Source organism: Acidiphilium sp. C61, from assembly GCF_905116885.1.
Lineage (GTDB): Bacteria > Pseudomonadota > Alphaproteobacteria > Acetobacterales > Acetobacteraceae > Acidiphilium.
Map to the genome: position 1 here is coordinate 1661708 of NZ_CAJHNI010000005.1, position 21385 is coordinate 1683092.

The window sequence follows — 21385 nt, forward strand, 5'->3', positions numbered from 1 at the left end:
CCCGCGCGCCCCATAATCGGGAAACCGTCGCGCGCGGGCGCGGCCCATAATCGGAAACCTGCCGCGCGCGGGCGCGGCATGCGAGGAGACCACCATGACCAGCACCGCCATCGCCGGCTGGGCGCATACGCGTTTCGGCAAATCCGACAGCCCCGATCTCGAGGATCTCCTGGCCGAGGCCGCCACCGGCGCCATCGCCCATGCCGGGATCGACCCGAACGAGATCGACGCCGTGTTCGTCGGCAATTTCAACAATGGCTTCACGAAGCAGGATTTCCCCTCCTCGCTGCCGATGCAGGCGATCCCCGAACTCCGCTTCAAGCCGGCGACGCGCTATGAAAACGCCTGCGCCTCCGGCTCCGCCGCGATCCATGCGGCGCGCGATTTCATCGCCGCCGGCCGCGGCCGCATCGCGCTCGTTCTCGGCGGCGAGAAAATGACCGCCTGCCCCAAGGAACAGGTCGGCGAAAACCTGCTCGGCGCCTGCTACCGGCGCGAGGAAGGCGAGATCCAGGCCGGGTTCGCCGGCGTGTTCGGCCGCATCGCCGAGAGCTATTTCCAGCGTTTCGGCGACCAGTCCGACGCGCTCGCCGCCATCGCCGCCAAGAACCACCGCAACGGCGTCGACAATCCCTACGCGCAGATGCGCCGCGATCTCGGCTTCGAGTTCTGCCGCCGTGAATCGGAAAAAAATCCTATCGTCGCCGGCCCGCTCAAGCGCACCGACTGCTCGCTGGTCAGCGACGGCGCCGCCGCCCTCATCCTGACCGACGAGGACACGGCCCGCGCCTTGCCGCAGGCCGTGCGCTTCCGCGCCGCCGCCCATGTGAATGATTTCCTACCGCTCTCCCGTCGCGACCCGACAAGGTTCGAAGCCGGCGAGCGCGCCTGGGCGCAGGCGCTCGCCGCCGCCGGCCTCACGCTCGACGATCTGTCCTTCGTCGAGACGCATGACTGCTTCACCATCGCCGAGCTGATCGAATACGAGGCGATGGGCCTCGCCCCGCGCGGCCAGGGCGCGCGCGCCGTGCTGGAGGGCATCACTGCCCCTGATGGCCGCCTGCCGGTCAACCGCTCCGGCGGACTGAAATCCAAGGGCCACCCGGTCGGCGCCACCGGCGTCTCGATGCATGTGATGGCAGCGATGCAGCTCACGGGGACGGCGGGCGACATGCAGCTCCCCCGCGCCGACCTCGCCGGGATCTACAACATGGGCGGCGCCGGGGTCGCCAACTACGTCTCGATCCTCGACCGCCTGAACTGACGTCTTTCGCTCACAAGAGCATCATCCGATCAGACGGGATCATCTGATCGGATAAAGATGCTCTATTTATCAACAAGATAGAGCACTACATCCGATCCGGAAGGATCGGAAAGTGCTCTAGGCGCGGGGCACAACCGGCACGCCCTCGCCGCTTTCAGGGATGCCCGCCATGCTCCGCGTCAACGCCTTCGACCATGTCGTTCTCAACGTGCGGGATGTCGAGATCGCCGCGGACTGGTATTCCCGCGTCCTCGGCATGGAACGGCGCGACGCCCCGCCGGCCGAGGGCGGGGCGGCGCGGACGAGCATGATGTTCGGCCGCAACAAGATCAATCTCCGCCCGATCTCGGCCACGCAGGAGGAATGGTTCACCGGCCTCTCGCCGCAGGCGGGCAGCGACGATCTCTGCTTCCTGACCGACCTGCCGCCGGCCCAGGTTGCCGATCATTTCCGCGCAAACGGGATCGAGATCGCCCTCGGCCCGGTGATCAAGCAGGGGGCGCGCGGCGATATCGTCTCGGTTTATGTCCGCGACCCCGATGGCAACCTGATCGAGGTCGCCTCCTACCCCTAGAGCATGTTCCGGTCCTGATGGATCAGATGATGCTCTGACCCGCCCTGCGGGCGGCGCAGGGATCAGCCACGGCCGACAAAGGGCATGTTGGTCGCCATCACGGTGACGAACAGCGCGTTCGCATCCGCCGGCAGCCCGGCCATGTAGACCAGCGTCCGCCCGACCGACTCCACATCCATCGTCGGCTCGGCCTTCATCGAGCCGTCCGCCTGCGGCACGCCGGTGGTCATCCGCCGCGTCATCGGGGTTGCCGCATTGCCGATGTCGATCTGGCCACAGGCGATGTCATGCGCCCGCCCGTCCAGCGCGATGGTGCGCGTCAGCCCGGTGATCGCGTGCTTGCTCGCGGTATAGGCCGCCGAGCCCGGTCGTGGCACATGCGCCGAGATCGAGCCGTTGTTGATGATCCGCCCGCCGCGCGGCGACTGGTCGCGCATCATCCGGAAGGCGGCATTGGCGCAGAGAAACGCGCCGTCGAGATTGACCGCGATGACGTGCCGCCACTGCGCCCAGGTCATGTCGCCGAAATTGGTGGTGGGAACGTTGTTGCCGGCATTGTTGAAGAGCAGGTCGAGCCGCCCGAACCGCGCGCCCACCGCGGCGAACAGCGACTCCACCGCCGCGGGGTCGGTGATGTCGGCCGGAAACGCCTCGGCCCTCGCACCCGCACCCGTCCCGGCTTCGGCGCCCGCTTCAGCAATCGTCTCCTCCAGCGCCTCGCGCTGCCGCCCGACCAGCGCCACCGTCCAGCCATCGGCCAGCAGCGCGAGCGTCGCCGCCCGCCCCACGCCGCTGCCAGCCCCTGTCACCATCGCGATCCTGCTCATCATCCCGCTCCCGTCCCGTTGCGCCGTCAGAGCAGGACATCCGATCCTCGTGACCGGATGTCTCGCTCCATCTCGTTCATACCTGGAGCACGTTCCGATCCTCCTGATCGGATGTCGTGCTCTATCTTGTTCATACCTAGAGCACGTTCCGATCCTTTTGGATCGGATGACGCCCTAGCCCGGCAGAGTGCCGCCAAGCTCATCCTCGATATGCACGCGGATGATCTCGTCGAATGTCGTCTCCGCCGCGAAGCCGAGCGTCTTTGCCCGTGTCGCGGTGAAATTCTCCGGCCAGCCGGCGACGATCCGCGCGATGGTCGGATCAGGCTCGCGGCGGATCAGCTTCACCGCCCGCTCGCCCGCCACCCGCCGCAGCGCCTCGATCTGCTCGCCCACCGTGGCCGACAGACCGGGCAGGTTCAGCGTTCGCCGGTTGCCGAGCGGGGCGAGGTCCATCGACGCCGCGCGGACCAGGAAGCCCACCGCCGCGCGCGGGCTCGCATGCCAGTGCCGCACGCTCTCCTCCACCGGCAGCACCGCCTCCTGCCCCACCAGCGGCTCGCGCAGGATGTTGGAGAAGAAGCCCGAGGCCGCCGCATTCGGCTTGCCGGGCCGGATGCAGATCGTCGGCAGCCGGATCGCGATGCCATCCATGAAGCCGCGTCGCGTATAATCGTTGAGCAGCAGCTCGCCCATCGCCTTCTGCGCGCCATAGCTGGTCAGCGGCGCACAGAAGAACTCGTCGTCGATCACCTCCGGGAAGGGCGCGCCAAACACCGCGATCGACGAGGTGAACACCACGCGCGGCCGATAGGGCGCCTTCGCCGCCTCCGCCCGGATCGCCTCGAACAGCAGGCGGGTGCCGTCGAGATTGATGCGATATCCCTTGTCGAAATCCGCCTCCGCCTCACCCGAGACGATGGCGGCGAGATGCACGATCACCTCCGGCCGCGAGGCGACCAGCGCGGCGGCCACCCCCGGCGCCGAGAGATCGGCCGCCTGGCAGGATGCCTTTCCGGCAAACCCCGCCGGCGCCTCCGGTGCGAACACGTCGACCAGGCTCAGCGCCTCGACCGCCTTGCCCTCCAGCGCCCCGTCCGCCGCGATCCGCGCCGCCAGCTTGCGGCCAAGCATGCCCCCGGCCCCGATGATCATCACCTGCATTTTCGCTCCGTTCCTCCCTCGCTGGCGGCACCTGAGGGCCGCGCCGTTCGCCTCACCGCCTGTCCCGCACCCGACATCCGACCGATTTCGGCTTCAGGGGGAACACGCGCACACAAGCTATCCAATTGCCCCGACCGCGCAGCCCAAGCCGGCCGGCGCGATCGGCTTGTTTTTTTAAATATATTCCCCGATCTCATCCAGCCGCAACCGGGCAGATCGAGCAACGGGCCTCACCGGCGATATTCGGCGTCCGTCACCTGCTCGAGCCAGGTGACCGGCGAGCCCTCGTGCCGCTCCTGGATCGCGTAATGGCTCATCCCGGTGCCCGGCGTGGCGCCGTGCCAGTGGCGCTCGCCCGGTGCGAACCACACCACGTCACCCGGCCTGATATCCTCGATCGGGCCGCCCTCGCGCTGCACCCAGCCGCGCCCGGCGGTGACGATCAGCGTCTGCCCCAGCGGGTGGGTGTGCCAGGCTGTCCGCGCCCCCGGCTCGAACGTCACATGCGCGATCGACACCCGCGCCGGCTCTGGCGCATTGTTGACCGGATCGATCCGCACCGCCCCGGTGAAATACGCCGCCGGCCCCGCCGCCGAATCCCGCTCGCCGCTGCGCCAGATCTCCATCGCCCTGCTCCCTCGTTGCGGTGTCCTGCCGCCGCACAGCAGAGCAGGCAAGCGCCGCGCCGGCAAGCCCGCCATCACCCCGGCGGCGGCGGCTTGACCGTTTTCGCCGGCTGGCGCGTTATCGTAACAGAACCCCAGAACGAGGATGTCCGCCCCCGATGACCGACCCCTGCGACCTGCCTGCCACCGAAGCCCGCCGCCTGATCGGCAGCCGGAAACTCTCCCCCGTCGACCTCACCGAGAGCTGCATCGCCCGCATCGAGCGGGTCGATCACGCGGTGAACGCGATGGTCGCGCGCGACTTCACCCGCGCCCGCGCCGCCGCCCGCACTGCCGAGGCTGCGGTGATGGCGGGCAACCGCCTGCCGCCCCTGCACGGCCTGCCGCTCGGGGTCAAGGATCTGGAGGATACCGAGGGCCTGCGGACGACCTATGGCAGCCTGATGTTCAAGGACAATATTCCCAAGGCCGACCAGGGCTTCATCGCCACGATCCGCGCCGCCGGCGGCATCGTCCTCGGCAAGACCAACACGCCGGAATTCGGCGCCGGCGGCAACACCCGCAACCTCGTCTATGGCGCCACCGGCAACCCGTTCGACCCCACGAAATCCGCCGCCGGCTCCTCCGGCGGCTCGGCGGTGGCACTGGCAACCGGCATGGTCCCGCTCGCCACCGGCTCGGACATGGGCGGCAGCCTGCGCAACCCGGCCTCCTTTTGCGGCATCGTCGGCATGCGCCCCTCGCCCGGCCTGTTCCCCTCGGAAAAGCGACTGCTCGGCCCGTCCGGCCTCAGCGTGCTTGGCCCGATGGCGCGCTCGGTGGCCGATCTCGCCCTGATGTTCGACGCAACCGCGAGCTATGACACCCGGGACATGCTCTCCGCGCCGGCGAACGCCGACGAAGCGGCGAGCCGCGCCGCCGCCGATCTCGGCACGCTGCGCGCCGCCTTCACCCCGGATTTCGGCTTCGCGCCGACCTCGCGCCAGACCCGCGCGCTGTTCGCCGACCGCGCCGCCCGCCTCGCCCCGCTCTTCGCCAGCGCCGAGAATGCCTCGCCGGACTGCCGCCATGCGGATGAAACCTTCGCCATCCTCCGCGCGGTGAACTTCCTCGCCTCCTTCGGCGCCACCTACCGCACCGCACCCGAGCGCCTCGGCCCCAATGTCCGCGCCAATGTCGAGGAAGGGATGGGCTACACGGCCGCCGATGTCGCCCGCGCCCTGCATGCGCAAACCGCGCTCTACTGGGCCTGGCAGCATTTTTTCCTATCGCATGACGTGCTGATCGCCCCGGCCGTGACCATCCAGCCCCGGAAGTGGACGGAACTATTTCCTAGCGAAATCGACGGCACAGGAACGAAATCCTATTTCCATTGGCTGGCGCTGGCCTATGCCGTCACCCTCGCTGGCCATCCGTCGCTCTGCCTGCCGCTTGGCACGGATGAGGACGGCATGCCGTTCGGCGTGCAGATCATCGGCCGCCGGCATGGCGACCGCGCGGTGATCGAAGTGGCGAAGGCGATCGAGGCGATCGGTGCTGCGACCGGCCCGGAACTGACCCGCCCGGTGCCCGACATCGCGAAGCTGGCCGCCGCCGCCCCGATCAGCGGGATGGACAGCTTCCTCGCCATGGGCTGAACCGGCAAGTCTTGCGCGCGTTCCGATCCATCAGGGTCGGAACGCGCGCAAACATATTGAACGCAAGAGGATCTTTATCTGATCGGGTGATGCTCTAGGTTCTGGACTCAACTGATCCATGATGTGACGGCGAGGACGAGGCAAATACCAGCGAGGAAATTTCGTGCGGTTTTGTCATATCGTGTGGCGATGGCGCGCCAGTCCTTGAGCCTACAGAAGGCGCGTTCGATGAGATTGCGCTTTCTGTAGGCGACGGGGTCGAAGTGCGGAATGGCGCGGCGGTTGGGCATGGGCGAGATCACCGGCCTGGTGCCTTGGCGGGTGAGGAAGGCGCGAAGATCATCAGCGTCGTAGGCTTTGTCGGCGATCAGCTCTTCTGGTGGCGGTATTGTGGGCAGAAGCGCCCTCGCGCCGCTGATGTCGGAGGCCTGTCCTGGCGTCAGGAGGAGTGCGGCGATGCGTCCCTGCTCATCTGCGACGGCGTGGATCTTGGTCGTCCGTCCACCCCTCGACCGGCCGATGGCCTGGCTTTGCGCCCCCCTTTACCGCCCGCGGCCGCGCGATGTGCCCGAACCGAGGTGCTGTCCACCATGGCGATGCGCGGCGGATCCGCGCAGGCGACAAGCGCCGCGAAGATCTCCTGCCAGAGGCCACGCTGGCTCCAGCGGTTGAACCGGTTGAACACAGTGGTTCGTGGCCCATAGGCCTCAGGAAGCGCTCGCCATCGCAAGCCCTCGCGAAAGCGATGCAGGATGCCGCTCAGCACCCGGCGGTCATCAACCCGAGGCTTGCCGCCAAGCTTCGGCAGCAATGGTTCGATCGCAGCCCATTGCGTGTCGTTCAGCCAGAAAAGTTCCGCCATGTTCCAAGTCCTCCAAACAGACTTGAATCAGACGCCCCGTAGTCATGGCAATAGGTACAGAACCTAGAGCACGTTCCGATCCTTTTGGATCGGATGTAGTGCTCTATCATACTGACAAACCGAGCATCTTTACCCGATCAGATGAGTCCATCTGATCGGGTAATGCTCTAGTCGCTCCCGCCGCGCAGCAGCCGCAGAATGCCGTCCAGCTGGTCGAGATCGCGGTAGAACAGCGACACTGCGCCGCTTTTTCCGTCATACGTGACCTTGACCCGCAGGCCGAGCGCCCCGGCCAACTCGACTTCGAGGTTGCGCGTCACGCTGTCGTCCTGGAGCTCGCGCGGCGCGCGCTCGGGCTTCGGCGCCAGTGCCGACTGAACCAGCGCCTCGGTCTGCCGCACCGAGAGCCGCTTCGCCGCGATCATCCGTGCCGCTGCCTCGGGGTCGGGGTGCTGGAGCAGGGCGCGGGCATGGCCGGCGCTCAGCTCGCCGTTGCGCAGCGCGGTCTGCACCGGCACCGGCAGGTTCAGCAGCCGCATCATGTTGGCGACATGCGGGCGCGACTTGGCGACCGCCCGCGCCAGATCCTCCTGGATCAGCCCGAATTCCTCGACCAGGCGGCGATAGCCCTCCGCCTCCTCGATCGGGTCGAGATCCAGCCGCTGGAGGTTCTCCACCAGCCCCGCCGCCATCGCCTCGCTGTCGGTCAGGGCGCGGACCAGCACCGGCACCTCGTGCAGGCCGGCACGCTGCGCCGCGCGCCAGCGCCGCTCGCCGCCGATGATCTCATATTGCCCGGCCTTCCCCGGCATCGCCCGCACCAGCAACGGCTGCAGCACGCCCTGCGTCCTGAGCGATTCCGCCAGTTCCTCGAGCGCCGCTTCGTCCATCGCCCGGCGGGGCTGGAACGGGCCCGGATGCAGCGATGCGACCGGCAGATGCCGCACGCCCTCGCCGCTGACGGCCTGTCCGGCCGCCGCCACGGTGCCGGGCCCGAGCAGCTCCGCCAGCCCCTTGCCGAGCCGGCGCGGCATATCCCGCCCGCTCACAGGCTTGCCTCCGCCACGGCCTGACGCTGCAGGAATTCCGCCGCGAGCGACACATAGGCCTGTGCGCCGATCGAGCGGAAATCATAGAGCAGCACCGGCTTGCCGTGGCTCGGCGATTCGGTGATGCGGATGTTGCGCGGAATCGCGGTGCCGAATACCCGGGCGCCGAAATAGGCCCGCACATCGTCCGACACGGCCTGGGCGAGATTGTTCCGTCGGTCGAACATGGTCAGCACCACCCCTTCAAGCGCCAGGCCCGGATTGAGCGAATGACGCACCAGATCGATTGTCCGCATCAGCTGACTGATCCCCTCCAGCGCGAAAAACTCGCATTGCAGCGGGATCAGCACCGAAGAGGCCGCCACCAGCGCGTTCAGCGTCAGCAGGCCGAGGCCGGGCGGGCAGTCGATGAACACATAGCCGAACTGCCCGGCCAGCCCTGGCTCGGCCAGCGCCCGCTGCACCAGCCGCTCGCGCGCCTCGGCGCCGGAAAACTCGATATCGGCGCCGATCAGATCCTCGGTCGCGGGAATGATCAGCAGGCCCGGCACCTCGGTCGGCAGCACCAGGGTCGCGGCCGGGGCCTCGCCGGTCATCAGCGCGTAGCTGCCGATGCCCCGCTCGCCGGTGGCGATGCCGAAGCCGGTGCTCGCATTGCCCTGCGGATCGAGGTCGATCAGCAACACACGCTCGCCGGTCGCGGCCAGCGCCGTCGCGAGGTTGATGGCGGTGGTGGTCTTGCCCACGCCGCCTTTCTGGTTCGCGATTGCGATGATCTTAGGTTGCACGGCGTAACTCGCTGATGCGGAAAATCATGGCCCCGGGATCGGTCAGACTCGGGACGTGTTCAGCGTTCATGTGCCAGTTCTCGCACGCCGCGGTCAATTCGGCCATCGCCGAACGCCCCTTGAGAAGCACGCATTTCCCGCCCGGCGCGAGTAACGGCGCGGCATAGCCGAGCAACTCGGGAAGCGGGGCCAGGGCGCGGGCGGTCACCAGCTCAACCGGATCGAGCCGCACCTGCTCGATCCGCACCGGCAAAACCGTGGCCGCGAGCTTGAGTTCGGCAATCGCCGTTTGCAGAAACGCCGCCTTGCGCCGGTCGGATTCGATCAGGGTGAAGCTGATATCCGGCCGGGCGATCGCCAGCACCAGCCCCGGCAACCCGCCGCCGGAGCCGAGATCCGCCGCACGGAACGCCCCCTGCGGGATCAGCGGCAGCAGCTGGAGCGAATCGAGAATATGCCGGTTCCAGATATCCGCGGCGCCGGCATCCTTGCGGGAGACGAGGTTGATCCGCGCCGTCCAGCGCAGGATCAGCGCGGAATAGGCCTCAAGTCGGACCAATGTTTCACGTGAAACAATAGCCTCGATCCGCGCCAATGTTTCACGTGAAACATTTTCCCCCGCGCGATCCGCCGCCGCGACGCTCATGCCGCGACCGCGCGCGGCCGGCGCAGGGCGGCGAACAACGCCCCCAGCGCCGCCGGGGTCATACCCTCGAGCCGGCCGGCCACCCCGAGCGTTTCCGGGCGCACCCGCTCGAGCCGGGCAAGGATTTCGGCGGACAGGCCGCCAACAACGCCATAGTCGAAATCCGGCGGGATCAGCACCGCATCATCCTTCGCCCGCGCGCGAATCTCGCTCTCCTGCCGCGCCAGATACCCTTCATAAAGCCGGTCCGCCGCAACGATCGCCGCCGCCCGCGCGCCGCCCGCGCTGCCCGCGCGCACCGCCGCAACCTCGACCTCAAGTGCCGCGAACGCCGCCCGCCGCGCCGGGCCGATGCAGCCCCAGTCCAGCCCGCGCGGGGTCAGCCGCAAATCGGCATTGTCCGCCCGCAAGCTCAGCCGATGCTCCGCCCGCGAGGTGAACATCCGGTAGGGCTCGCTGACCCCCCGCGTCACCAGATCATCCACCAGCACACCGATATACCCCTCATGCCGGCGCACCGAGACCACGGCTCGCCCCGCCGCGACCAGCGCCGCGTTCACGCCGGCCAGCAGCCCCTGCGCGCCCGCCTCCTCATACCCGGTGGTGCCATTGATCTGCCCGGCCAGGAACAGCCCCGGCACCTTCTTCAGCGCCAGCGCGTGGCTCAACTCGCGCGGATCGACATAATCATACTCAACCGCATAGCCCGGCCGCAGCAACACGGCGCCGGAAAGCCCCGGCATGGTGCGGATGAACGCTTCCTGCACCTCTTCCGGCAGGCTGGTCGAAATTCCGTTCGGATAAACCGTCTCGTCCTCCAGCCCCTCCGGCTCCAGAAACACCTGATGCCGGGGCCGCTCGGCGAAGCGCACCACCTTGTCCTCGATCGAGGGGCAATAGCGCGGTCCCGCACCGTCGATCCGCCCGCCATAAACCGCCGAGCGGTGCAAATTGGCGTTGATGATCGCATGGGTCTGCGGCGTCGTCTCGCTGATCCGGCAGGAGATTTGCGGGTTGGTAATCCGCCCGGTGAGCAGGCTGAACGGCGCCGGCTCCGCCTCCCCCCGATCCTCCGGCAGCGCCTCCCATTCGATCGAGCGCCGGTCCAGCCGCGCCGGCGTGCCGGTCTTGAGCCGGCCGAGCGCCAGGCCCAGCCCGCGCAGCCGCGCCGACAGCGCGTTCGACGCCGCATCGCCAACCCGCCCGCCTTCCTCCGTGCGCTCGCCAAAATGCAACACACCACGCAGGAAGGTGCCCGTGGTCAGCACCGCCGCCCGGCAGGCGATGCGCCCGCCCGCGCCGGTAATCACCGCCGCCAGCGCTCCATCCGCCGTCAATTCAAGATCGGCCGCCTCGCCTTCGAGGATCGTCAATCCATCCTGCGCGGCCAGCAGCGCCTGCACCGCCGCGCGATACAGCCCCCGATCGGCCTGTGCGCGCGGGCCCCACACGGCCGGCCCCTTGCTGCGGTTGAGCATCTTGAAATGGATGCAGGCAGCATCCGCGGCCCGGCCCATGATGCCATCCAGCGCGTCGATCTCGCGCACCAGATGCCCCTTGCCGATCCCGCCGATCGCCGGATTGCACGACATCTCGCCGATCCGGTCTCGCCGGTGGGTCAGCAGCAGCGTCCGCGCCCCCATCCGCGCCGCCGCCGCCGCCGCCTCGGTGCCGGCATGGCCACCGCCGATCACCACAACATCGAACATCTCGCGCAAGCTCGTCATGCGCGGGCCTATAGCACCATTTGCCGAGGGGAAGGCTATTTGCCGATGCAGAAGCTGGAAAATACCTGGTCGAGCACGTCCTCGACGCCGATCGTCCCGGTCAGCCGGGCCAGCGCCGCCGCCGCCGCCTGCATCTCCTCGGCCCGCAATTCCGGCACGTCGATGGCAAGCGCCCGGTCCAGCGCCGCCGCGACATCGCGCAGGCAGGCGATCTGCCGCGGCCGCGGCAGCGCCGGCCCGGCGCCGCGCTCGACCAGCGCCTCCACCCGCGCGCGCAACGCGACCAGCAATTCCGCCAGCCCCGCGCCCGTCCGGGCACTCACCGCCAGCATCCCCTCCGGCACCGCGCCGGCCAGATCCGCCTTCGTCGCAATCCGTAGCGCCGGCACACCTGCGGGCGCGTCGGGGAGTGCGAAATCGGGCGCGGCACCGCAGAGCAGCAAAAGATCCGCCCGGCGCGCATGAGCCTCGGCCCGGCGCACGCCCTCCGCCTCGATCGCATCGTCCGACCGTCGCAGCCCCGCCGTGTCCACCAGCCGGACCGGAACCCCGGCAAGGTCGAGCCGCACGCCGATCGCATCGCGCGTCGTCCCCGGAATGTCGGAGACGATCGCGACCTCCTCGCCGGCCAGCGCGTTGACCAGGGTGGATTTGCCGGCATTCGGCGCGCCGAGCACGACGATCTCCACCCCCTCGCGCAGCCGTTCCGCCGCAAGCCCGGCGCCGATGGCCACCGCGATCTCGTCGCGCAGCCGCGCCATCGCGGCCAGCATCCCGGCTTCCACCGCCGGGGGCAGGTCTTCATCGGCGAAGTCGATCAGGGCGGCGAGCTGCGCCATCAGCCCGATCAGCGCCTCCCGCCAGGCGGCAACCGCGCGGCTCATCGCCCCGCCGGCAAGGTCGAGCGCGAGTTGCCGCTGCGCCTCGGTCTCGGCGTCGATCAGGTCGGCAATGCCCTCGGCCTCCAGCAGGTCGAGCCGGCCGTTGAGGAAGGCGCGGCGGGAGAACTCGCCCGGTTCCGCCGGCCGCGCGCCGAGGTCGAGCAGGGCGGCGGTGATCGCCGCGCGCACCGCCCGCCCGCCATGCAGGTGGAATTCGGCATAATCCTCGCCGGTCACGCTGGCCGGGCCGGGAAACCACAGCAGCAGCCCCCGGTCGATGATCCCGCGCCGCGCATCGCGGAAACTCCGCAGGCTCGCGTGGCGCGGCGCCGGCAGGCTGCCGGCCAGCGCCCCGATCACCCGCGCCACCCCCGCCCCGCTGAGGCGGAGGAGCGAGATGGCGCCGCCGACGCCGCTCGCCGGCGCGAAGATCACGTCGGGCGGAGCGAGACTCATTTTGCCGGCGCGACCTCGGCCGGCAGCATCAGCTCGGCGACCGGTCGGCCACCCTGCACATCCTCGATCAGGATGCGGTCCACCGCATCGCGGTCCGGCACGCGATACCAGCGTCCCGCCGGGTAGATCACCATTGTCGGCCCGTGCTCGCAGCGGTCGAGACAGCCGGCGGCGTTGATGCGCACGCCTTGCAGCCCGAGTTCCTTCGCCCGCGCCTTCATGTAATCGCGCAGTTTCTCCGATCCCTTGCCGCCGCAGGAGCCGCGCGGATGTCCCTCCGGCCGGTGATTGCCGCAGACAAAGACGTGATGGGCGAAATAGGGAGGCTGTGCCGGAACATCATTCATGTCGTTCAGCTTTCATATCAATCTCGGGAAGAGCCCTCGCGTTCGGGCGCCGGACTGCTATCTACCGGAGCAGAACCGCTTCAGAAAGTCCGCAGCTCCATGTCCAGCACGCTCGACCGCAACACCCTCGCCGACGCCACCTCGCCCTATCTGCTCCAGCACGCCGACAATCCGGTGCACTGGCAGATGTGGTCGGACGCGACGCTTACGGCAGCACGGGCGGCGAACCGGCTGATCCTGCTCTCGATCGGCTATGCCGCCTGCCACTGGTGCCACGTGATGGCGCATGAGAGCTTCGAGGATCCGGCGACGGCGGCGCTGATGAACCGGCTTTACGTCAACATCAAGGTCGATCGCGAGGAACGGCCGGATATCGATGTCATCTACATGGCGGCGGTGCAGGCGATGGGCGAGCAGGGCGGCTGGCCACTCACCGTGATCATGACGCCGGATGGCGCGCCGGTCTTCGGCGGCACCTATTTCCCGCCCGAGCCGCGCTGGGGCCGGCCCTCCTTCCGCCAGGTGCTGGAAATGGTCGCGGATGCCTGGACCAAGGATGGGGAGAAATTCGCCCGCAGCGGCGCATCCCTGCTCAAGCGCATCGCCGCCCACGCCGAGCTGAAGCCCGGCGCGCCGATCGCCCCCGGCGACCTCACGGCGGTGACCGAGCGGTTCCTCGGCATGATGGACTGGGAGGAAGGCGGGCTGCGCGGCGCGCCGAAATTCCCCAACGCGCCAATCTTCCGCTTCCTCTGGAGCGAATATGCCCGCACCGGCCGGCACGAGGCGGGCGCGGTCGTCGCCCTGATGCTCGCGCGGATGGCGCAGGGCGGCATCTGCGACCATCTCGGCGGCGGCTTCGCCCGTTACGCCACCGATGCGAGCTGGCTGGTGCCGCATTTCGAGAAGATGCTCTACGACAACGCGCAGCTGCTCGACCTGCTCGCCCTCGCCCATGCCGCCGAGCCGGACCTGCTGCTGGCCGCCCGCGCCGATGAGCTGGTCGAGTGGCTGCGGCGGGACATGCGGGCGCGGCACGACCCCGCGCCGGATGGCACGCTCGCCTTCGCAGCCTCGGAAGACGCGGATTCCGAGGGCGAGGAAGGCAAGTTCTATGTCTGGACGCGCGACGAGATCGCCGCCGTGCTGGGGCCGGACATGGCGCTGTTCGAGGATCATTACCCCTGCCCCGCCGCCGGCAACTGGGAGGGCAAGCTGATCCTCACCCGCGCGACCCACCCCGAACACCCCGAGACCGAGGCGCGCCTCGCCGCCCTGCGCGCCCGCCTCTTCGCCGCCCGCGAAGGCAGGGTGCGGCCCGGCTGGGACGACAAGATCCTGGCCGACTGGAATGGGCTGGCCATCACGGCACTGGCGCGGGCGAGCGCGGTCTTCGCCCGGCACGACTGGCTCGATCTCGCCGTCGCGGCGCACGGCGCCGTCACCGCCCTGCTCGGCCGCGAGGACGGCCGGTTCGACCATGCGCTCCGCCGGGGCAAGATCGCGGCCGCCGGCCTGCTCGACGACCAGGCGGCGATGCTGCGCGCCACAATCGCCCTCTACCAGGCAACCGGGCGCGCCACCTATCTCGACCAGGCGGAACGGATCGCCACGGTGACACTGGCCGCCTACGGCGACGGCCAGGGCGGGCTCTACCTCACGGCTGCGGACGCGGCCGACCTGCCCGGCGGCCTTCGTCCGCGCGCCTCGTTCGACAATGCGACCCCCTCCGGCGCCGGCCTGTTCGCCGAGGGGCTGGCGATCCTGCATCATCTGACCGGCAGCGCCGCGCATCGCGATGCGGCGGCGGCGCTGATCGGCGCGCATACCGGCGAGCGGCGGGCCCTGTCCGCCTTCCCCACCCTGCTCGGTGCCGCGGCGCTGCTGGAGGAGGGGGCGAGCGTCGTCATCGTCGGCGATGCCGCCGATCCGCGTTTCGCCGCACTCCACCGCGCCGCCCTCGCCCATTTCGACCCGGCGGTGGTGGTGCTGCCGGTGGGCAATGCCGCATCGTTGCCGGACGGCCACCCGGCGCATGGCAAGATTGCCGCCGAACCCGCCGCCTTCGTCTGCCGCGCCCAGGCCTGCTCGCTGCCGGTGAGCGATCCGGCGCTGCTGCGCGGCCAGATTTCCCAACGCGCCGGCGTGGCGTAAACCAGCGTGGCGTAAACCGGCGTGGCGTAAACCCGACCACAGGCTGACCCAGAGGCAGACAAGGACAGATCATGGCTGCGATAGACGAAACTGCGGTGCGCGCGCGCATCGGCGCCTTCCGGACCGCGGAGGGCGCGGGCATTCCCGCCGGCATGGTGGACAGCGTCGCCACCCGCGAGGGGCTGGTGCAGGTGGCACTGATGGTGGCGAAGGCGGATGCCGCGCGGCAGGAGCCGATGCGCCGGGCGCTGGAGGCCGATCTCGCCGCGATGCCGGGGGTGCGCAACGCGACGGTGATGTTCACCGCCCCACGCGCCGCCGCCCCGCAGCCACAGGCCCAGGCCCAGGCCCAGGCCCAAGCCCAGGCGCAGGAGCCGGGCACACTGCTCGGCCAGGTGGGCTCGATCGTCGCGGTCGCCTCCGGCAAGGGCGGGGTCGGGAAATCGACCGTCGCGGTCAATCTCGCTGTCGCCCTGGCGCGGCAGGGCAAGCGCGTCGGCCTGCTCGATGCCGACATCTACGGCCCCTCGCTGCCGCGCATGCTCGGCACGAAGGGCAAACCCGAGATGGCGGGCAACAAGCTCGTGCCCATCGAGGCCTGGGGGCTGAAGGCGATCTCGATCGGCCATGTCGTCGAGGAGGAAACCGCGATGGTCTGGCGCGGGCCGATGGTGCTCAACGCGCTGACCCAGCTGATGACGCAGGTCGCCTGGCCCGAGCTGGATGTGATGGTGCTCGACCTGCCGCCCGGCACTGGCGACGTGCAGCTCACCCTCGCCCAGCGGCTGAAGCTCGCCGGCGCGGTGATCGTCTCCACCCCGCAGGACATTTCGCTGCTCGATGCGCGGCGCGGCATCTCGATGTTCCGCCAGGTGCGCGTGCCGATCCTCGGCGTGGTCGAGAACATGAGCTTCTTCTGCTGCCCGAATTGCGGCACGCGGACCGATATTTTCGGCCATGGCGGCGCCGAGGCCGAAGCGGGGCGGCTCGGCGTGCCGTTCCTCGGCGCGGTGCCGCTTCTGGCGCCGATCCGCGAGACCTCGGATGCTGGCACGCCGATCGTCGCCAGCGCGCCGGAGAGCGAGGCCGGGCGCGCCTTCGCCGCGGTAGCCACGGCAGTGGCGGCCGGGCTCGACGGCGCCGGGCCGGCGCGCGGGCCGCGCATCGTCATCGAATGAGACGATGGCGCAGCTCGGCTTCTACCACCTGACGCGCACCGGGCTGGAAGCCGCCCTGCCCGCCCTGCTCGCCCGCACCCTCGCCGCCGGCGCGCGGGCGGTGGTGCGCGGCACCGACCCCGCCCGGATCGAGGCGCTGGACGCCGCCCTCTGGCGTGCCCCGGGGGTGGACTGGCTGCCCCACGGCACCGCCGCGATGGGTCATGGCGCCCACCAGCCGATCTGGCTCACCACCGGGGAGGATGTGCCGAACGGCGCGCGGTTCCTGTTCCTGGTGGACGGGGCCACGGCGGCGCTGGACCGGTTCGAGCGGGTATTCGACCTGTTCGACGGCAACGATCCGGACGCGGTTGCGGCGGCGCGGGCGCGCTGGAAGGCGGCGCGCGCCGAAGGCCACGCGCTGACCTACTGGCAGCAGGGCGAATCCGGCTGGATCAAGCAGGCGGAGGTCGCGCCGGAAACGCCGCGTTAAGCTTTTCATGCGAGGTTCGGGGCTCGACGACCAAGAGGGTCCCCCGCCGATGGATGCACACGCCAGACAATTGTTCGAGGGCGGCAATCAAGCCGTTGCCGCCGGGCGTCACGAGGAGGCTGCCGCCCTCTTCACCGCCTGCCTCGAACACGCGCCGGGCCAACCGGAGGTGTTGCTCAACCGCGCCAATGCGCTGCAAATGTCAGGCCGGCCGAAAGAGGCGATCGAGGCCTATCTCGCCTGCGTGCGGGTGGCACCGCGGCTCGGCCTCGCCTATTGCGGCATGGCCGAGGCGCTGCGGCAGCTTGGCCTGTTCGAGCAGGCCAAGGCGATGGCGCTCGAAGGCGTCGCGCAAATGCCGGACAACATCGATGCGCTGATCTGCCTCGGCGGCAAGCATTTCGATCTCGGCGAATTCAACGAGGCGGCGCGGGTCTATGGCGAGGCGCTGGCGCGCAGCCCGCTGCATGGCGGCGTGCTGAACAATCTCGCCAACGCGCTGCATTGCCTCGGCGAGGTCGGCGCGGCGCTGGTCATGCATGAGCGCTGCTACCGGCTGGAGCCGAGCAACCCGACCTGGCGCTACAATCTCTCCCTCACCCTGCTGGCGGCGGGCGATTTCCGGCGCGGCTGGGCCGAGCATGAATGGCGCGGGCGCCAGCCGGTTGCCGCCGAGGCCGGGCCTGCGTGGCGCGGCGAGGATCTGGCCGGCCGCCGTGTCCTGCTCGTCGCCGAACAGGGGCTGGGCGATACGCTGCAATTCATCCGCTATGCGCCACTGGTGGCCGCGCGCGGCGCCGAGGTGGTGCTCGACGTGCCGCCGGAACTCGCGCGCCTGGCCCGCAGTGTCGAGAGTGTCGCAGAGGTGGTCACGCGCGGCGACGCCCCCCCGCGAGCCGACATGCACGCCCTGCTGATGAGCCTGCCCTGGCTGTTCGGCACCACCATCGAGACGATACCGGCGAGCATCCCATATCTCGCCCCGCCGGACGCGCTGCGGGCGGACTGGGCGGCGCGGGTCGGGGACGAGCCGAAGCTACGCGTCGGCCTCGTCTGGGCCGGCGGCTCGCGGCCCGATGACATCGATTGCGAGGTGATCGACCGGCGCCGCTCGATCGGCGATCCCACGCAGCTCACCCGCCTCGCCGGCATCGGGCCGGTCCGGTTCTACAACCTGCAAAAGGACCGCACCGGGCTGCCGGCGGCGCTGGAGGCGGTCGATCTCATGGGCGAGGTCACGGATTTCGCGGATACCGCGGCGCTGGTCGAGCAGCTCGACCTCGTGATTACGGTGGATACCTCGGTGGCGCACCTTGCCGGCGCGCTGGGAACCCCGGTCTGGATGCTGTCGCGCCGCGACGGGTGCTGGCGCTGGATGCAGGATCGCGCGGACTCGCCCTGGTATCCGAGCATGCGGATCTATCGCCAGACGACCCAGGGAGATTGGGCCTCGGTGCTCGACCGCGTGGCCGCCGATCTGCGCAGCTTCGCCGCCACCCACACCCCCGCCCGCAAACCCGCGCCGCGCCCTGCCGACGTGACGGAGACCAGCGTGGCGGAGACCAGCGTGGCGGGCGCCGGCGTGGCAGCCAGGGCGGCGCCGAAGGCCGATGCCGCCGGCAAGACTTCGCCCGAGTTGGGCCGCGCGGCGATCACCGGCGCGGGCAATGCGCCGATCTTTGGCGGGACAGCGCGGGCAACGGCCTGAGCGACGCCGGCCGGACCGCGCCAGTCAGACCGCCCCAGTCAAGCCGGTCCAGTCAAGCCGGGCCAGTCAGGCCGCGCTGCCGGCGGCCCAGCCGCTGGCCCAGGCCCACTGGAAATTGTAGCCCCCCAGCCAGCCGGTGACATCCACCGCCTCGCCCACCACGAACAGGCCGGGCACGCCGGTCGCCGCCAGGGTGCGCTGCGACAGATCCGCCGTATCCACCCCGCCGGCGGTGACTTCGGCCTTGGCGTAGCCCTCGGTGCCGGCTGGCAGGATGGTCCAGGATTTGAGCCGGGCGGCGAGGTCGAGCAGGGCGCGGTCGGCGATCGCAGCGATCGGGCCGGGTGGCAGCGTCGGGGGCAGGAATGCGTCCGCCATGCGCTGCGGCATCACCCCGCCGAGCAGCGTGCGCAGCCCGGATTTCGGAGCCTCGCGCTTGCGGCGGAGCAGGAAGTCCGGGCTTTCGTCGGGCAGCAGGTCGATGCCGATGGTCAGGCCGGCGCGCCAGGCGGTGGAGACCTGGAGGATGGCGGGGCCGGACAGGCCGCGATGGGTGAACAGCATTGCCTCGCGGAAGCGGGTGCGGCCGCAGGTGGCCACCACCGGCTGCGAGACGCCGGCGAGCGGAGTGGCGCGGGCGCGCTCCTCGCCCTCCAGCACGAAGGGCACCAGCGCCGGACGCGGCGCCACGATGCGCAGGCCGAAGCGGGCGGCGAGATCATGGGCGAAGCCGGTGGCGCCGAGTTTCGGGATCGACAGGCCGCCAGTGGCGAGGATCAGCGATCCGGCAGCGACGGGACCGGCCGAAGTGGCGAGGCGGAAATCCGGCGCGCCGCCGATCTCGCTGATGGTGCAATGGGTGCGGATCTCGACGCCGGCGGCGGCGCATTCGGCGAGCAGCATGTCGACGATGGCGCGGGCCGAGCCATCGCAGAACAGCTGGCCGAGCGTCTTTTCATGCCAGGCGATGCGGTGCGCCTCGACCATGGCGAGAAAATCCCGTGGCCGGAACCCGGCCAGCGCCGAGGCGCAGAAGCGGCGGTTTTCCGAGAAGAAGCGGTCCGGCGCCGTGTGGATGTTGGTGAAATTGCACCGCCCGCCGCCGGAGATCAGGATCTTGCGGCCGGGTTCGGGCGCATGGTCGAGCACCAGCACACGGCGGCCGCGCCGGCCGGCGGCGATCGCGGCCATCAGCCCGGCGGCGCCGGCGCCCAGAATGATCACGTCGAACTGCCGCATGTCTGCTCCCAGCGAACCAACCGCTTCACCCGCCATAAAGCAGGCGCGCGGCGGCACCAAGGGCGCCTCAGGGCCGGCTTGCCATGGCTGCGGAGGGCAGATGAACGGCCAGATTGATGCGGCGCCGAACTTCGTTCATGGATAACGCCGCATGAACACGGTCTCATATTTTCCCCATTCCGGCATCGCCTCGCTGGCCTTGCCGCGACATCTGGCGCTGTTCGCCGGGCTGGCGCTGTTTTCCGGCTTCGTCGTGCGGCTGATGATCGCCATCGGCGTGCCGGACCGGCCGGACGCGCGCAAGGCCCATACGCAGGTGATGCCGAAGGCCGGCGGGGTCGGCATCGTCAGCGCGTTTCTGCTCGGCATCGTGCTGCTCTATCGCTATGGGCATGTGTCGCGGCTGGCCGCACCGGTGTTTCTCGGGGTGATCGCGGCGGCCGTGCTGATCGCGGCGGTGTCGCTGCTCGACGATTTGCGGGATTTTCCCTTCGCGGTGAAGCTCGGCGCCCAGCTCGCCGCCGCGCTAGTCGCGGTGGGATCAGGGATTTCGGCGGTGCGGTTCGACCTGCCGCTGGTCGGCGGGGTCGCGCTCGGCGCTGCGGGGCCGGTGCTCTCGCTCGGCTGGATCCTGTTCGTCACCAATGCGATGAACTTCATCGACGGGCTGGACGGGCTCGCGGCGGGCACCACGCTGGTGACCTGCCTGTTTCTCGCCGGCATTGCCGGGCTGCATGGCGGTTTCTTCGTCTATACCACGGCGCTGCTGCTGGCCGGCGGGGTGGCCGGGTTCATGCCGTTCAACTGGCCGCGCGCGCGGATTTTCATGGGCGATGTCGGCAGCCAGTTCTGCGGCTTCATGCTGGCCGTGCTCGGGATTGCGGCGACGCATTACCAGGACATGCAGCTCTCGTTCCTGGTGGTGCCGCTGCTGCTCTCGGGCGTGTTGCTCGACGTGGCGTTCACCCTGGCGCGGCGGGCGCTGGCGGGGAAAAACCTGGCGCGCGCGCATCGCGGGCATCTCTATCAGGTGGCGCATCGCGCCGGGGTCGATCCGCGGCTGATCGCCATCGTCTATTGGGGGTTTGCGGCATTCGGCGGGCTCGTCGTCATCTGGTTTCTCGGCGCGCCGACGGGGTGGAAACCCGTGGTGGTGTTCGCGCCGCTGATCCCCTTCGGCCTGTGGGCCGGCTTCGTCGCCCACCAGGCACGGGCGGCGCGGATCGGCGATTGGGGATAGGTCGACGCCTTTTAGAGCACTATCCGATCAAATGATTCTAACCGATCGGATAGTGCTGTAACCCCCGCTAGAATTTACTCGGTTTGCTGACCACAAGGAACTGCCCCCTCGCTTCCGATTTAGCGCTAGGATCGAAAAGATGAGGATAGGGGAAATATACGTGCTTCGCATGGCTGCCGAACGCTCCGGCGAGACGAAGCGCACCCGCTCTGTCAGTCACGACTCCGACACCGATATCGGTACCGACCCTCCCGAGCCAACCGCCGAGCCGGTCCCAATTCGGCTGCGTCTGAGGTTTGAACTCAGCGTCGAGACAACCGGCGGCAACGGCCGCGCGGAGAGTGATGGACAATGATTTCCGCCTGACGAGGCAGTTCGCCGCATTCCAGAGCGCCGCAAAGTGGAGCCGGTCTGCGCGTTCCGGTTGATTGTGAACATCGATTCCGTTTGATTGTGAACGCCTAATCCGGTTGATCATGAACGCGGATTCCGGCGGATCGTGAACACCGGTTCGGGTGCTCATGAACGTGTCCTGGAGTGCGATGG

Annotated in this window: 19 protein-coding genes and 1 pseudogene; 8 read left to right on the plus strand and 12 right to left on the minus strand. The window is 69.4% G+C overall.

Going from position 1 to position 21385, the window contains the following annotated elements:
• Positions 1-94: 94 nt before the first annotated feature.
• Positions 95-1264, plus strand: a complete 1170-nt coding sequence (locus HUW10_RS10600; RefSeq protein WP_174503470.1) for an acetyl-CoA acetyltransferase — start codon at positions 95-97, stop codon at positions 1262-1264.
• A gap of 169 nt (positions 1265-1433) precedes the next feature.
• On the plus strand, positions 1434-1838 hold the full coding sequence (locus HUW10_RS10605) for a VOC family protein (protein ID WP_174503471.1): 405 nt from the start codon (positions 1434-1436) through the stop codon (positions 1836-1838).
• A gap of 62 nt (positions 1839-1900) precedes the next feature.
• On the opposite strand, the gene HUW10_RS10610 is transcribed toward HUW10_RS10605, so the two are convergent.
• From HUW10_RS10610 to HUW10_RS10620, 3 genes are all read right to left on the minus strand, one after another.
• A complete protein-coding gene (locus tag HUW10_RS10610; RefSeq protein ID WP_174503472.1) occupies positions 1901-2668 on the minus strand; it encodes an SDR family oxidoreductase in 768 nt (255 codons plus the stop codon).
• Between the two features lie 171 nt (positions 2669-2839).
• Complete coding sequence (gene denD, locus HUW10_RS10615) at positions 2840-3829, minus strand: D-erythronate dehydrogenase (RefSeq protein WP_174503473.1); 990 nt, start codon at positions 3827-3829, stop codon at positions 2840-2842.
• Positions 3830-4059: 230 nt separating this feature from the next.
• On the minus strand, positions 4060-4455 hold the full coding sequence (locus HUW10_RS10620) for a cupin domain-containing protein (protein ID WP_174503474.1): 396 nt from the start codon (positions 4453-4455) through the stop codon (positions 4060-4062).
• Between the two features lie 158 nt (positions 4456-4613).
• Between HUW10_RS10620 and HUW10_RS10625 the strand changes: the two genes are divergently transcribed.
• Positions 4614-6092 (plus strand): amidase, encoded by a 1479-nt coding sequence (locus HUW10_RS10625; protein ID WP_174503475.1) that lies wholly within the window; start codon positions 4614-4616, stop codon positions 6090-6092.
• A gap of 107 nt (positions 6093-6199) precedes the next feature.
• Here the strand turns inward: HUW10_RS10625 and HUW10_RS10630 are convergent.
• From HUW10_RS10630 to HUW10_RS10660, 7 genes and pseudogenes are all read right to left on the minus strand, one after another.
• Positions 6200-6954 (minus strand): annotated as a pseudogene (locus HUW10_RS10630) (IS5 family transposase).
• Between the two features lie 167 nt (positions 6955-7121).
• Entirely contained in the window at positions 7122-8003 is an 882-nt protein-coding gene (locus tag HUW10_RS10635; RefSeq protein WP_174503477.1) for a ParB/RepB/Spo0J family partition protein, read from the minus strand.
• Positions 8000-8791 (minus strand): ParA family protein, encoded by a 792-nt coding sequence (locus HUW10_RS10640; RefSeq protein WP_174503478.1) that lies wholly within the window; start codon positions 8789-8791, stop codon positions 8000-8002. The genes HUW10_RS10635 and HUW10_RS10640 overlap by 4 nt, the downstream gene beginning before the upstream one ends.
• Complete coding sequence (gene rsmG, locus HUW10_RS10645) at positions 8781-9350, minus strand: 16S rRNA (guanine(527)-N(7))-methyltransferase RsmG (protein WP_371808625.1); 570 nt, start codon at positions 9348-9350, stop codon at positions 8781-8783. The genes HUW10_RS10640 and rsmG overlap by 11 nt, the downstream gene beginning before the upstream one ends.
• An 83-nt stretch (positions 9351-9433) precedes the next feature.
• Positions 9434-11164, minus strand: coding sequence for a tRNA uridine-5-carboxymethylaminomethyl(34) synthesis enzyme MnmG (mnmG, locus tag HUW10_RS10650; protein ID WP_174503480.1), 1731 nt, complete (start codon positions 11162-11164; stop codon positions 9434-9436).
• 35 nt (positions 11165-11199) lie between these two features.
• Complete coding sequence (gene mnmE / locus HUW10_RS10655) at positions 11200-12501, minus strand: tRNA uridine-5-carboxymethylaminomethyl(34) synthesis GTPase MnmE (RefSeq protein ID WP_174503481.1); 1302 nt, start codon at positions 12499-12501, stop codon at positions 11200-11202.
• Positions 12498-12848: a ferredoxin gene (locus HUW10_RS10660; protein WP_174503482.1), complete on the minus strand. Its 351-nt coding sequence runs from the start codon at positions 12846-12848 to the stop codon at positions 12498-12500. Before HUW10_RS10660 ends, mnmE begins: the two co-directional genes overlap by 4 nt.
• Before the next feature lie 99 nt (positions 12849-12947).
• On the opposite strand from HUW10_RS10660, the gene HUW10_RS10665 reads away from it, so the two are divergent.
• The 4 genes from HUW10_RS10665 to HUW10_RS10680 all read left to right on the plus strand — a co-directional run bounded on the left by HUW10_RS10665 (position 12948) and on the right by HUW10_RS10680 (position 18360).
• Positions 12948-15002, plus strand: a complete 2055-nt coding sequence (locus HUW10_RS10665; protein ID WP_174503483.1) for a thioredoxin domain-containing protein — start codon at positions 12948-12950, stop codon at positions 15000-15002.
• Between the two features lie 71 nt (positions 15003-15073).
• Positions 15074-16180, plus strand: a complete 1107-nt coding sequence (locus HUW10_RS10670) for an Mrp/NBP35 family ATP-binding protein (protein ID WP_174503484.1) — start codon at positions 15074-15076, stop codon at positions 16178-16180.
• Positions 16181-16184: 4 nt separating this feature from the next.
• Positions 16185-16652, plus strand: coding sequence for a DNA polymerase III subunit chi (locus tag HUW10_RS10675; RefSeq protein WP_174503485.1), 468 nt, complete (start codon positions 16185-16187; stop codon positions 16650-16652).
• Between the two features lie 49 nt (positions 16653-16701).
• Positions 16702-18360, plus strand: a complete 1659-nt coding sequence (locus tag HUW10_RS10680; protein WP_174503486.1) for a tetratricopeptide repeat protein — start codon at positions 16702-16704, stop codon at positions 18358-18360.
• A gap of 66 nt (positions 18361-18426) precedes the next feature.
• Here the strand turns inward: HUW10_RS10680 and HUW10_RS10685 are convergent, their stop codons facing one another.
• Positions 18427-19599 carry an aminoacetone oxidase family FAD-binding enzyme gene (locus HUW10_RS10685; RefSeq protein WP_174503487.1) on the minus strand — a complete coding sequence of 391 codons (1173 nt, stop codon included), beginning with the start codon at positions 19597-19599 and terminating at the stop codon, positions 18427-18429.
• A 151-nt stretch (positions 19600-19750) separates the two neighbouring features.
• Between HUW10_RS10685 and HUW10_RS10690 the strand changes: the two genes are divergently transcribed.
• Positions 19751-20839: a glycosyltransferase family 4 protein gene (locus HUW10_RS10690; RefSeq protein ID WP_174503488.1), complete on the plus strand. Its 1089-nt coding sequence runs from the start codon at positions 19751-19753 to the stop codon at positions 20837-20839.
• A 67-nt stretch (positions 20840-20906) separates the two neighbouring features.
• On the opposite strand, the gene HUW10_RS10695 is transcribed toward HUW10_RS10690, so the two are convergent.
• The gene (locus tag HUW10_RS10695) at positions 20907-21362 is read right to left on the minus strand and encodes a hypothetical protein (RefSeq protein ID WP_174503489.1); all 456 of its coding nucleotides are present in this window, start codon (positions 21360-21362) and stop codon (positions 20907-20909) included.
• Between the last annotated feature and the right edge of the window lie 23 nt (positions 21363-21385).

Bases quoted from the DNA above. Each gene is read 5' to 3' on its own strand.
- HUW10_RS10600 (WP_174503470.1), top strand. From the start codon at position 95: ATGACCAGCACCGCCATCGCCGGCTGGGCGCATACGCGTTTCGGCAAA.
- HUW10_RS10605 (WP_174503471.1), top strand. From the start codon at position 1,434: ATGCTCCGCGTCAACGCCTTCGACCATGTCGTTCTCAACGTGCGGGAT.
- HUW10_RS10610 (WP_174503472.1), bottom strand. From the start codon at position 2,668: ATGATGAGCAGGATCGCGATGGTGACAGGGGCTGGCAGCGGCGTGGGG.
- denD (WP_174503473.1), bottom strand. From the start codon at position 3,829: ATGCAGGTGATGATCATCGGGGCCGGGGGCATGCTTGGCCGCAAGCTG.
- HUW10_RS10620 (WP_174503474.1), bottom strand. From the start codon at position 4,455: ATGGAGATCTGGCGCAGCGGCGAGCGGGATTCGGCGGCGGGGCCGGCG.
- HUW10_RS10625 (WP_174503475.1), top strand. From the start codon at position 4,614: ATGACCGACCCCTGCGACCTGCCTGCCACCGAAGCCCGCCGCCTGATC.
- mnmG (WP_174503480.1), bottom strand. From the start codon at position 11,164: ATGACGAGCTTGCGCGAGATGTTCGATGTTGTGGTGATCGGCGGTGGC.
- mnmE (WP_174503481.1), bottom strand. From the start codon at position 12,501: ATGAGTCTCGCTCCGCCCGACGTGATCTTCGCGCCGGCGAGCGGCGTC.
- HUW10_RS10660 (WP_174503482.1), bottom strand. From the start codon at position 12,848: ATGAATGATGTTCCGGCACAGCCTCCCTATTTCGCCCATCACGTCTTT.
- HUW10_RS10665 (WP_174503483.1), top strand. From the start codon at position 12,948: ATGTCCAGCACGCTCGACCGCAACACCCTCGCCGACGCCACCTCGCCC.
- HUW10_RS10670 (WP_174503484.1), top strand. From the start codon at position 15,074: ATGGCTGCGATAGACGAAACTGCGGTGCGCGCGCGCATCGGCGCCTTC.
- HUW10_RS10675 (WP_174503485.1), top strand. From the start codon at position 16,185: ATGGCGCAGCTCGGCTTCTACCACCTGACGCGCACCGGGCTGGAAGCC.
- HUW10_RS10680 (WP_174503486.1), top strand. From the start codon at position 16,702: ATGGATGCACACGCCAGACAATTGTTCGAGGGCGGCAATCAAGCCGTT.
- HUW10_RS10685 (WP_174503487.1), bottom strand. From the start codon at position 19,599: ATGCGGCAGTTCGACGTGATCATTCTGGGCGCCGGCGCCGCCGGGCTG.
- HUW10_RS10690 (WP_174503488.1), top strand. From the start codon at position 19,751: ATGAACACGGTCTCATATTTTCCCCATTCCGGCATCGCCTCGCTGGCC.
- HUW10_RS10695 (WP_174503489.1), bottom strand. From the start codon at position 21,362: ATGAGCACCCGAACCGGTGTTCACGATCCGCCGGAATCCGCGTTCATG.